This window comes from Fulvivirga maritima (genome assembly GCF_021389955.1).
In the GTDB taxonomy this organism is placed as follows: Bacteria; Bacteroidota; Bacteroidia; order Cytophagales; family Cyclobacteriaceae; genus Fulvivirga; species Fulvivirga maritima.
In genome coordinates this window covers 247501-259467 of record NZ_CP089980.1, presented here as the reverse complement: position 1 = coordinate 259467, position 11967 = coordinate 247501, and the positions used below count along the sequence as shown (strand labels likewise).

Genomic DNA, 11967 nt, shown 5'->3' with positions numbered 1-11967 from the left:
TATGTACCCAGAAGAATTAGTAGCACCAATGAGAACTGACCTGACTCAGGTTGGTTTTAAGGAGCTTACAACAGCAGAAGAGGTTGATAGCCAGTTGAAAGATCATAAAGGAACTACTCTTTTAGTGATAAACTCAGTTTGTGGTTGTGCAGCAGGAGCCGCAAGGCCAGGAGTGAAGTGGGCTGTTCAGCAAACTGATAAGAAGCCTGATACTTTGGCAACAGTATTTGCTGGAGTTGATAAAGAGGCTGTGGAAAAAGCAAGAGAATATACCTTGCCTTATCCTCCTTCTTCTCCATCAATCGCTCTTTTTAAAGATGGTGAGTTGGTGCACTTTGTTGAAAGACACCACATTGAAGGTAGAAATGCAGAAATGATAGGCAATCACTTATTAGCAGTATTCCAAGAGTTTTGTTAATCGCTTGCCAGATTAATTAATGAAAGAGGAAAGCTTTTAAAGCTTTCCTTTTTTATTTTATATACTTTTAGATTGGGTAACTAAGAAGGAATGTCAGAAGAAAATATAGATACATCAAGAACGGAAGATCCTGGTACAGGAACGCAGTATACCATTAATTCTAAAAGGCTAATCAATAGAGATGGCTCTTTCAATGTGATTAAATCAGGGTTGGGCTACAGTACTCGTAACATCTATCAGTCATTAATCAAGATGTCATGGACTCGTTTCTTTCTGATAATATTTACTTTTCTTTTTGGCTTTAATATTCTGTTTGCTTCAATATACGCTCTTATTGGCATAGACCAATTAGGTGGTATAACTTCTGTACAACCTTTTAATAATTTTCTTGAAGCCTACTATTTCAGCTTTCAAACTTTTACTACAGTTGGTTATGGAGTTCTACATCCTGTTGGTCATTTGGCTAATATAATAGCTGCTACTGAAGCTATTTTGGGTTGGATGTGTTTTGCCTTAATTACTGGTATTCTATATGGTAGGTTTAGTAAGCCCAGTGCCAGGCTCATGTATAGTGATAAAGTTTTAATCTCTCCTTTTAAAAATGGCTATAAGAGTCTTCAATTCCGGATAGCTAACATGAGAAATAGTAATCTGTTGGAAATGGAAGCTACAGTTCTTTTGGTCATTGTAGAAAAAAATAAAGATAAAACAGGTATAGCCAGGCGTTCATTTATAGATCTCAAATTAGAACGGAAATCCATCATGTTTTTCCCTCTTAATTGGACCATTGTGCATGTTATAAATGAAGAGAGTCCCTTTTATGGCAAAAGCCAAGAAGACTTCAACCGCATGGATGCTGAAATAGTCACTATTATTAAAGGTTATGATGATACTTTTAGCCAAACGGTCCATTCCCGTTATTCATATAAATGCGGAGATATTGTATGGGGTGGTAAGTTTAAACCCACATACCAGACCGGTACGTCAGGAGACATATTTCTTTACTTTGATAAGATGAGTGATTATGATAGGGTGGAGATATAATAGGAAAGAGCGAGAATGAATTTACATTCCCGCTCTAAAAAATTATAGCTTACTCAAATATCCTTTCACATATTCACTCACTCCTTCTTCCAGATCATGGAAGTTTTTGGAGTAGCCGATAGATCTGAGTTTTTCCATGTTAGCCTCAGTGAAGTATTGGTATTTGTCTCTAATATCTTCAGGAGTATCAATAAAGCTTATATTTTCTTCTTTGCCCATAGCAGCAAATACTGCTTTGGTAAGATCTAAGAAAGTCCTTGCTTTCCCGCTACCTAAGTTATAAATGCCTGAGTTAGTTCTATGATGCATCAGCCAATAGCATACATCCACTACATCTTTAACATATACAAAGTCTCTTTGCTGCTCACCATCTTTAAAATCAGGATTGTGTGACCGGAATAGCTTCATGCCTCCTGTTTTGTTAATTTGGTTATAGGCATGCCATATTACAGAAGCCATTCTGCCTTTATGGTATTCATTAGGTCCATAAACATTGAAAAACTTAAGACCCGCCCAGAAAAATGGCTTTTCTTTTTGAGCTAATGCCCATACATCAAAATCTTGCTTAGATTGGCCGTAAGGGTTTAATGGCTTAAGTTTACTAATCTCGGTTTCATCATCATCATAGCCATGTTCTCCTAAACCATAGGTAGCAGCTGAAGAAGCATAAACCACGGGAATCTGATATTTAACACTTCTTTTCCATACCTCTTTGGTGTAGTTAGTGTTAAGTCTTTCCAGTAGCTCTATATCAAACAGAGTGGTGTCAGTTTTTGCACCTATATGGTAGATAAATTCAACCTCTTCATAGTTCACGTCTAACCATGCCATGAGGTTATCCCTGTCTATCTTTTCCTTTATTTTTAAACCCTCCAGATTTTTGTTTTTCAGCTCATTATCGAATTTATCAACAGCTATTATATAGTTGTAATTTTCTTCATTAAGCTTTTTTATTAACTGGCTTCCTATAAATCCGGCTGCACCTGTGACGATTATCATGTTTTTTTGTGACAAAGTAACCTAATCACACACTTATTGTAAAGCGGTCAGTCCAAAATCTTGCGTATATTTGCAACTTGAATATTAAGACTATGGTTTTTTTAAGTAGGAAAGAGCATTTTAACGCAGCACACAAGTTATATAATCCTAACTGGTCTGAGGAAAAGAATGTTGAAGTTTTTGGCCCTTGTGCTAATGCTAACTGGCATGGCCACAATTTTGAATTGATAGTAACAGTAAAAGGAGATCCAGATCCTGAAACAGGATTTATCGTTGACCTTAAAAAGTTAAGTCGTTTGATCAGAGATGAGGTGATTGAAAAAGTAGATCATAAAAACTTAAATCTCGATGTTGATTTTATGCACGGTAAAATGGCCAGTACTGAAAATTTGGTGATGGAATTTTGGAAAATCCTGGAAGAGAAATTACCCAACATAACAGACAATGGTAAGCTTCATAGCCTTAAACTCTATGAAACGCCCCGAAATTACGTAGAATACTACGGATAAGATATTAATGAAGTATTATATAATAGCAGGAGAGAGGTCTGGAGATTTACATGCCGGAAATCTGATAAAAAGTGTAAAACAAAGAGATAGCGAAGCGCAGTTTCAAGGTTTTGGAGGAGATTACATGGAGGAAGCAGGAGCCAAAATTTCTGTCCACTACAGAGATCTTGCTTTTATGGGCTTTTTAGAGGTACTTCTCAATATCAGAACAATAAATGGTTATTTAAAACAGTGCAAAGCTGAAATTAGTAACTATAATCCTGATGCTATTATTCTGGTAGATTATGCTGGTTTTAACCTTAAGATAGCTGCTTTCGCAAAAAAGGAAGGAATTCCTGTTTTCTATTATATATCTCCTAAAGTATGGGCATGGAATCAAGGCCGAGCTAAAAAGATAAAGAAGCGAGTCGATCATATGCTTACCATCATGCCTTTCGAAAAGGACTTTTACAAAAAGTTTGATTGGGAAGTGGAATATGTGGGTAATCCGGTGCTAGATGCTGTTAAAGGCTATGAGCTGGATTCATCAATAATGAATAGGCTTACTGATTATGTGGCGGTATTACCAGGCAGTAGAAAACAGGAACTTTTAGGCGTGCTACCTACATTGAATGAATTAGTGAAGCTTTTTCCTGATAGACATTTTGCTATAGCTGCCGTTAATAATTTACCAGACATGCTCTATGCGGAAATCAATAGTAATGATAATGTAACCTTGGTTGAAGGTCATACCTATGAGCTGCTGGCAGGGGCCAGGGCCGCGATTGTAACTTCAGGAACTGCCACATTAGAAACTGCCATGTGGGAAATTCCGCAGATGGTAATCTATAAAACCAGTACCATTTCTTATGCTATCGCAAAGAATTTAATTATGGTGCCTTATATTTCATTGGTTAACTTAATAGCCAATAAGCTGGTGGTGAAAGAACTAATTCAGAAAGATTTGAATATTAAAAATCTTCAGGGTGAGTTAACGCTTTTACTAGAAAACGCTGATTACCGGAATGAAATGATTAATAATTATAAGGCTATAAAAAAGGAGCTGGATATAGGTCGGGCATCTGATAATGCCGCAGATATAATTGTAAGAGAATCAAAAAAAAGAGAGCAGTCATAAACTGCTCTCTTTTTTTTTTAAGCTACTTTTAGCTTACTGTATTTTGATTTGCTGAATTGCTCTTCAGCATAAGACCTGTCAATAGTCAGTTTTTTAGCTTTATCATCTGATGGCATTTCAAACATAGCATCATTGATAATAGCTTCACAAATCGATCTTAGACCTCTGGCTCCAAGTTTATATTCTACAGCTTTTTCTACTATAAAATCTAAAGCTTCATCCTCAAACTCAACCTTGATATCTTCCATTTCAAAAAGCTTCTGATATTGTTTAATCAAAGCATTTTTAGGTTCCGTTAGAATCTGACGCAATGCATCTCCATCTAATGGATTAAGGAAGGTGAGTACAGGCATTCTTCCAATAAGCTCAGGTATAAGTCCAAAGCTCTTAAGATCTTGCGCTGTAATATATCTTAAGAGGTTGTCATTCTCTACATCAAGTGGTTTAAGAGCGTCACCAGAAGAAGCAAAGCCCATAGGGCGTGTATTGATTCTCTTGGCAATATTTCTTGAAATACCATCAAAGGCTCCACCACAAATGAAAAGGATATTTTCAGTGTTTACAGAGATCATTTTTTGATCAGGATGCTTACGCCCACCTTGTGGTGGTACGTTTACGGTAGTCCCTTCTAATAGCTTTAAAAGTGCCTGTTGCACACCTTCACCACTTACATCTCTGGTAATCGATGGGTTATCAGACTTTCTAGCTATTTTATCAAGTTCATCTATATAAACAATGCCTCTTTCAGCAGCCTCTGTGTCATAATCAGCCGCTTGTAATAGTCTGGTTAAAATGCTTTCTACATCTTCACCTACATATCCGGCTTCTGTTAGTACCGTAGCATCGGCTATACAAAAAGGAACCTGAAGTATCCTCGCTAAGGTACGAGCCAAGTAAGTTTTTCCGGTTCCGGTTTCGCCTACCATTACGATATTAGACTTTTCTATAGTCACATCATCGTCAGCTTTTTGTTGCATTAACCTTTTATAATGGTTATATACAGCTACTGATATTACTTTTTTAGCCTCATCTTGCCCTATTACAAACTCATCCAGGTAGCTCTTCATCTCTTTAGGCTTAACCAAGTTGAAATTAGGCGTGCCGTCAGATCCGGTATTGGCTTTTTTCTCCTCCGAAAGAATTTGATTTGCCTGAGTGATGCATTTGTCACAAATGTGAGCGTGAATGCCTGATATCATCAAATCAACATCTTTCTTATTCCTCCCACAAAATGAGCAAGTTACTTCTGCCATAATTTTTTATTTCTTTCTTTCTAATATTTCATCAATAAGACCGTATTCCTTGGCCTCTTTTGCCCTCATCCAGTAATCTCTGTCAGAGTCGTGTTCGATCTTATCATATTTTTGGCCTGTATGATCTGCCAAAATTTGGTAAAGATCTTTTCTTAATTCCTGCATTTGCTTTAAGGTAATCTCCATATCGCGAGATTGTCCTTGCATACCACCGCTTGGCTGGTGAATCATTATTCTTGAGTGAGGTAACGCAGCTCTTTTTCCTTTTGCTCCGGCTGACATAAGTACAGCAGCCATAGAAGCAGCCATACCTGTACAGATAGTAGCTACATCAGGATTTACATACTGCATAGTGTCATAAATACCTAAACCAGCATATACAGATCCCCCAGGACTATTAATATACATAATAATATCCTTTTTAGGGTCACTAGATTCCAGAAATAACAGCTGGGCTGTAATGATATTAGCTATTTGGTCATCTACACCCATACCCAAAAATATAATTCTGTCAGAGATTAAACGGGTAAATACATCGATAGCTCTGAAGTTCCCAGGACGTTCTTCAATTACATATTGAGTCATGTTTTCAACAGTGCTGGCATAGTCATCAAATGTATGACCGCTAATGCCTTGATGCTTTACTGCGTATTTCCTAAATTCTTCTTTGTTTATCATCGTTTCTTCTATTCTTAAGTTAGCATAATCCGTTATACTCAATTATAACAAGATTTTATTAAACATATCTACTATTATAAAAAAAAGCCCTATAGAGGGCTTTTATTGTTACGTTTTATGTGGTAAGTTGTTTATTTTTCAACAATTTTTTTAAATCCTTCCACATCTACTTTCTTCTCAGTAATGGTTACTTTTTCTTTAATGAAATTAACGATTTTTTCATCTCTAACTTCAGTGAAAACTTTCATGTAGTTCTGGCCGTTCTCTGCTTTCAGGTAGTTGTCAGCAAAAGCATCCATATGATCTTTCAATTGCTCAGCAGCTCCAGCTCCTCCTAGTTGTTGAAGAATCATAGACTTAGCTCTATCCACTACTTCTTCATTCTCAACTTTAATCTCGTTGTCTTCAGCAATTTTATTTTTGATCAAATCCCATTTCAAAGATTTAACATACTCATCAAATTCTTTATCAAGATCTGCTTGAGTTATGTTTTCGTTAGTTCTAAGCAACCAATTTTTAAGAAATTCTTCAGGAATTTCCATTTTGGTTTTGCTTACAAAGTGATCTTTTATAGTCTGATCAAGGAAAAAGTCAGTCTCTCTCTTGTAGTTATCTTCTACAGTTTCTTTTACCTTATTTATAAATTCTTCTTCACTGCTCACGGCATCTTTACCAAATACTTTGTCAAACAATTCTTGGTTTAACTCAGCAGGCTCAGTTCTGTTGATGTTTTTTACAGTAAGAGTGAATTTACCTTTAAGTTCATGAGCTTCATCATGACCAATATTTAAAAGGTGCATTACTGCGTGAGGATCTTTAACTACTTTTTCAATATCAAATTCTACAGTGTCGTCTTTCTTAAGACCTGTGAATTTTTTCTGATCCTTTTTAGTGATATTTTCCCAGTTTAAGTCTAAAAGAGCTTCGTTAGAGATATCTCCATCTACTTGCTCAAATAAACCATAAAGAGAATCTCCTTCTTCACTAGTTTCAGGATTTACACTGTTGCCGAATTGTTTTTTAACGTTATCTAACGTTTCGTCAAGTGTCTTTTTATCTAATTCTATAGTGTAAGAAGTAAGCTTTTCTTTTTCAGAAAGATTGTACTTGAAATCATCAACCATCCCAATGTTATAGTCGAATTCAAAATCTTTTTGATTATCCCAATCGATCTGAGCAGCTTTTTCTTCGTCAGGAAGTGGCTCACCGATTAGTTGAATATTTTCGTTTTTAATATAGTCAGATAGTGATTTTGAAAGTATATTATTAATTTCTTCTACCACTATTGATTTACCATACATTTTCTTGATAAGCCCTGGAGGAACCTTACCTGGTCTGAAACCCTTTATACTAGCTTTCTTAGCGAAATCCTTTACTTTTTCTTCTACATTGGGTTGGTAATCACTCTCCTTTAATGTAACTTTAATTGCGGCTTCTGTGGGGCTTTTTTTGTCTAATGTGATATCCAAAGCTGTAATCTTTAACAGTGATAAATGTGATAAATAAAAACCCTCAATCTCGATCTCATATTACTAAGAGTTCTGGACTGAGGGTAATTAATAGTGCGGATGGAGGGACTCGAACCCCCATGCCCGGAGGCGCTAGATCCTAAGTCTAGTGCGTCTACCAATTTCGCCACATCCGCTTGATGTAAATGGAGTGCAAATGTATTGATTAAATTTTACATTGCAACCTTTTGCTTAAAAATTTTGAAAAAAAAATATAGAACTATAAAATTGCCTTATGATTGCGATTGATGTAGAGGAAGAAAATAAGGAAATAATAAGGAAATACAGACAGCTCTTAAGAAGGGCTAAGCCTATTTTAAAGGAAGGAGATTCTAAAATTATTAGAAAGGCCTTTAAGACTTCGATGGATGCTCATCAGGGAATGAGAAGAAAATCCGGAGAACCGTACATTTTTCATCCACTGGCGGTAGCTAAAATTTGCGTGGATGAAATTGGTCTGGGTACTACATCAATTGTGGCAGCACTGCTGCATGATGTCGTTGAAGATACAGAATGGACTACCGAAGATATAGAACGTAATTTTGGAAAGAAGATAGCCCGTATTATAGATGGGCTTACCAAAATTTCCGGGGTTTTTGAACATGGAAGCTCTCAGCAAGCAGAGAACTTCAGGAAAATGCTACTCACACTATCAGAAGATGTGAGGGTTATTTTGGTGAAGCTGGCTGATAGGTTACATAATATGCGTACCCTGGATAGTATGCCCGTTAACAAGCAATATAAAATAGCCTCAGAAACTATATTTTTATATGCTCCGCTGGCGCACCGTTTAGGTTTATATTCCATAAAATCAGAAATGGAAGATCTGTACCTTAGGTATACAGAAAATGAAACTTATACGGGAATAATCAGGAAGATTGCTTCGACCAAAGAAGTGAGAAACCGCTTTATTAAGAGTTTTATAAGGCCATTACAAAAAGAACTCAATGATCATGGCCTTAATTACATCATAAAAGGAAGGCCTAAATCAGTATATTCCATTTGGAATAAGATGAAAAAGCAAAACATACCTTTTGATCAGGTATATGATTTGTTTGCCATCAGAATTATTATTGACACCACTCCTGAAAATGAAAAGGCAGCCTGCTGGCTGGTATATTCCATAGTTACGGATTACTACAAACCCAATCCGGACAGGTTGAGGGATTGGATCAGTACACCAAAGGCTAATGGTTATGAATCATTACATACCACTGTTATGGCGCGGAATGGTCAGTGGGTTGAGGTGCAGATTCGTACTAAAAGAATGGACGAAATAGCTGAGAAAGGTTATGCCGCGCATTGGAAGTATAAAGATAATAGTCATGGAGCTTCCGGCTTAGATCAGTGGATCAACAAAGTAAGAGACATGCTGGAGCAAAATGATTCTAGTGCTCTGGAGTTTGTTGATAATTTTAGAGGCAACCTTTTTAATGAAGAGGTATTCATATTTACACCAAAAGGAGATCTTAAAACCTTGCCACATGGAGCCACTGCGCTTGATTTTGCCTTTGATATTCATACCGAAATAGGAGCCAGGTGTATAGGGGCTAAGGTAAATCAAAAGTTAGTGCCTATAAACTATGAGCTTAAAAATGGAGACCAGGTAGAAATACTCACCTCTAGTAAGCAAAAGCCTAATGAAGGTTGGCTCAGGTTTGTAGTTACTTCTAAAGCCAAGGCTAAAATCAAGGATGAGCTAAAAGAAGATAAAAAGTTTATTGCTGAAGAGGGAAAAGAAATCACGTTAAGAAAGCTCAAGCAATTAAAGATTGATGCTTCCAGAGAAACCTTCGATCGTTTAAGAGCATATTTTAATACCAATACGCAGTTTGAGCTATTCTTTAAAGTGGGGGCTGGCGAAATTGATTTTAAAGATTTCAAACGCTTCAAAGACTTTAAGCCGTCCAATACCATTAAGGCACATAGTAATAACAAAGTGTCTGATGCTAAATCCTTTGAGAAGGAGATCGTAAAAGTAAAAGAAAGCGATGTCTTGCTCATTGGAGAGGATATGGATGTAATAGATTACAAATTAGCAAAATGTTGTAATCCTATTCCTGGAGACAATGTGTTTGGTTTCGTTACGGTTAATGAAGGAATTAAAATTCACAGAACTACTTGTCCTAATGCGCCAGAGCTCTTGGCAAATCATGGCCACCGGGTAGTTAAAGCTAAATGGACATCGCAGCATGCTTCTTCATTCCTGGCAGGACTTAAAATTATTGGTACTGATAGGGTTGGACTGATCAATGATGTGTCTTCTATTATATCAGATGAGCTAAAAGTGAACATGAGATCTATGTCTATAGACACTGATTCTGGTATTTTTTCAGGAGATATAATGCTCTATGTAATAGATACCGTACATTTGGATCTACTTATTAACAAGTTGGAAAAAGTAGAAGGGGTAGTGAAAGTATCCAGATTTGATTATAATGATTAAGCAGGTTCTTTCATTCCTAAAAGAAATCCTATATTTGTATCCTTGAGAAGGAGATCTAATGGCACTTAACGAGAAAGTTTACGAGGAAGTAAAAAAAATATTCACAGCTTATCTGGAAAATAAGGGGCTCAGAAAAACCCCTGAGAGATATGCTATCTTAGAAGAGATTTACTCTCGTGATGGACACTTTGATGTTGAATCACTCTATATAAGTATGAAAAACAAAAACTATAGAGTGAGCAGAGCTACTGTATATAACACACTTGACTTACTGGTTGAGTGTGATTTGGTCAGCAAGCATCAGTTTGGAAGAAACCTGGCACAGTACGAAAAATCTTATGGCTATAAGCAACATGACCATCTGATTTGTACTGAATGTCATAAGGTGGTTGAGTTTTGTGATCCTCGAATCCATAACATCCAAACCATGGTAGGGGAGCTGCTAAACTTTGACATCTTACACCATTCCTTAAACCTTTACGGAATCTGTGGAGATTGTCAGGCCAAATTGAAGAATGAACAGTCATCTTAATTAACCCCTGTAGTTTTATGAATGTAAGTCATGAGTTAAAAGATCAGGTCTTTATCCTGAAATTGGAAGGTGATTTGATTGGTGAAGATAATGGCATCGGCATTATGGAAATTATTAATGATCATATTCAAAATGGCGTTCGCCTTTGTATGATTGATATATCCGAGCTGAGGTACATTAACAGTAGTGGCATTGGCGTTCTCATCACCATCCTTACCAAATTTAGAAACAAAGGCGGGGAGGTATGTTTGTTAAAACCCTCTGAGAGTGTGAAGAAACTTCTGATCATTACAAAACTGAACGCTATCTTTAGTATCGTTGATAGCCAGGAGGAAGCATTTGAGAATTTAAAAAGCGCATAATTATAATATATACCAATGAAAATGGATGTGTTACTAGGGCTCCAGTGGGGAGATGAAGGTAAAGGAAAAATAGTTGACTTTTTAGCCACTCAATATAATATGGTGGCACGTTTCCAGGGAGGCCCTAATGCAGGACATACCTTGGAGTTTGATGGAATTAAGCATGTTTTGCATCAAATCCCATCTGGAATCTTTAGAAAAGACATAGAAAACATCATTGGAAATGGTGTAGTTCTAGATCCGTTAATATTTAAAAAGGAAGTAGAGGCATTAGATAAGTTTAACTTAGATGTGCATAGCAACCTTTACATTTCTAAGAAAACTCAATTGATACTACCTACCCATAGGCTTTTAGATGCAGCTTATGAAGAAGCAAAAGGTAAATCAAAGATAGGCTCTACTTTGAAAGGGATAGGACCTACTTATCAAGATAAGATTGCCCGAATGGGACTTAGAGTAGGAGATGTTCTTTCTCCTAACTTCAAAGAAAAATATCAGAAGCTAGTAGCTGCTCACATAGAGATATTGAAACAATATAACGCAGTTCCTGACATGGAGCCGTTAGATAAGGAATTTTTCGAGGCTGTAGATTTCCTTAAGAAGTTCCAGCTCATAGAAAGTGAGTATAAGATCAATGAAGTACTTAACAGTGGAGCCAAAGTGCTGGCCGAAGGTGCCCAGGGATCTTTATTAGATATTGACTTCGGTAGTTATCCTTTTGTTACCAGTTCTAACACTACCACTCCCGGAGCGTGTAGTGGCCTAGGAGTGGCTCCTAATAAGATAGGAGAGGTGTTCGGAATCTTCAAAGCATATTGCACTCGAGTGGGTAGTGGACCATTCCCAACCGAATTGTTTGATGAAGATGGTAAAAACATGCAGACAGAAGGTAACGAATTTGGAGCTACTACTGGTAGGCCAAGAAGATGTGGTTGGTTAGATCTGCCTGCGTTGAAGTATGCTATCATGATAAATGGTGTTACACAGCTTTTTATGATGAAAGCAGATGTGCTGAGTATCTTTGATAAGATAAAGGTATGTACACATTATAAAAGAGGAGATGGTACGGTTACGGATATCTTCCCTTTTGAGATTGTAGAT

General features: G+C 36.8%; 12 protein-coding genes and 1 tRNA gene (1 of these 13 only partly in view). 8 read left to right on the top strand and 5 right to left on the bottom strand.

Annotation, left to right across the window (positions count from 1 at the left end):
• Position 1: 1 nt before the first annotated feature.
• A complete protein-coding gene (locus LVD15_RS01195; protein ID WP_233778468.1) occupies positions 2–418 on the top strand; it encodes a BrxA/BrxB family bacilliredoxin in 417 nt (138 codons plus the stop codon).
• A gap of 90 nt (positions 419–508) precedes the next feature.
• Complete coding sequence (locus LVD15_RS01190) at positions 509–1462, top strand: ion channel (RefSeq protein ID WP_233778467.1); 954 nt, start codon at positions 509–511, stop codon at positions 1460–1462.
• A gap of 42 nt (positions 1463–1504) precedes the next feature.
• On the opposite strand, the gene rfaD is transcribed toward LVD15_RS01190, so the two are convergent.
• On the bottom strand, positions 1505–2461 hold the full coding sequence (rfaD, locus tag LVD15_RS01185; protein ID WP_233778466.1) for an ADP-glyceromanno-heptose 6-epimerase: 957 nt from the start codon (positions 2459–2461) through the stop codon (positions 1505–1507).
• Between the two features lie 92 nt (positions 2462–2553).
• Between rfaD and LVD15_RS01180 the strand changes: the two genes are divergently transcribed.
• Together LVD15_RS01180 and lpxB are read left to right on the top strand one after the other, a co-directional pair.
• Positions 2554–2970: a 6-pyruvoyl trahydropterin synthase family protein gene (locus LVD15_RS01180; RefSeq protein WP_233778465.1), complete on the top strand. Its 417-nt coding sequence runs from the start codon at positions 2554–2556 to the stop codon at positions 2968–2970.
• A 7-nt stretch (positions 2971–2977) separates the two neighbouring features.
• Positions 2978–4087, top strand: a complete 1110-nt coding sequence (gene lpxB, locus LVD15_RS01175) for a lipid-A-disaccharide synthase (RefSeq protein WP_233778464.1) — start codon at positions 2978–2980, stop codon at positions 4085–4087.
• A gap of 17 nt (positions 4088–4104) precedes the next feature.
• On the opposite strand, the gene clpX is transcribed toward lpxB, so the two are convergent.
• The 4 genes from clpX to LVD15_RS01155 form a co-directional block, all read right to left on the bottom strand.
• Complete coding sequence (gene clpX / locus LVD15_RS01170; protein WP_233778463.1) at positions 4105–5340, bottom strand: ATP-dependent Clp protease ATP-binding subunit ClpX; 1236 nt, start codon at positions 5338–5340, stop codon at positions 4105–4107.
• Positions 5341–5346: 6 nt separating this feature from the next.
• Positions 5347–6018, bottom strand: coding sequence for a ClpP family protease (locus LVD15_RS01165; RefSeq protein ID WP_305038985.1), 672 nt, complete (start codon positions 6016–6018; stop codon positions 5347–5349).
• 131 nt (positions 6019–6149) lie between these two features.
• A complete protein-coding gene (gene tig / locus LVD15_RS01160; RefSeq protein ID WP_233778462.1) occupies positions 6150–7487 on the bottom strand; it encodes a trigger factor in 1338 nt (445 codons plus the stop codon).
• A gap of 94 nt (positions 7488–7581) precedes the next feature.
• Positions 7582–7663, bottom strand: a tRNA-Leu gene (locus tag LVD15_RS01155).
• Between the two features lie 98 nt (positions 7664–7761).
• On the opposite strand from LVD15_RS01155, the gene LVD15_RS01150 reads away from it, so the two are divergent.
• The 4 genes in view from LVD15_RS01150 to LVD15_RS01135 are tightly spaced (at most 58 nt apart) and all read left to right on the top strand, a layout consistent with a single transcriptional unit that may run on beyond the window.
• A complete protein-coding gene (locus LVD15_RS01150) occupies positions 7762–9972 on the top strand; it encodes a RelA/SpoT family protein (protein ID WP_233778461.1) in 2211 nt (736 codons plus the stop codon).
• 58 nt (positions 9973–10030) lie between these two features.
• Positions 10031–10504 carry a Fur family transcriptional regulator gene (locus LVD15_RS01145; RefSeq protein ID WP_233778460.1) on the top strand — a complete coding sequence of 158 codons (474 nt, stop codon included), beginning with the start codon at positions 10031–10033 and terminating at the stop codon, positions 10502–10504.
• Between the two features lie 17 nt (positions 10505–10521).
• Positions 10522–10866 carry an STAS domain-containing protein gene (locus LVD15_RS01140; protein ID WP_202243782.1) on the top strand — a complete coding sequence of 115 codons (345 nt, stop codon included), beginning with the start codon at positions 10522–10524 and terminating at the stop codon, positions 10864–10866.
• A 15-nt stretch (positions 10867–10881) separates the two neighbouring features.
• Positions 10882–11967, top strand: the 5' portion of a protein-coding gene (locus LVD15_RS01135) for an adenylosuccinate synthase (RefSeq protein WP_233778459.1). It continues 198 nt past the right edge of the window; the window shows 1086 of its 1284 coding nt (coding positions 1–1086); its start codon is at positions 10882–10884; its stop codon lies beyond the right edge, outside the window.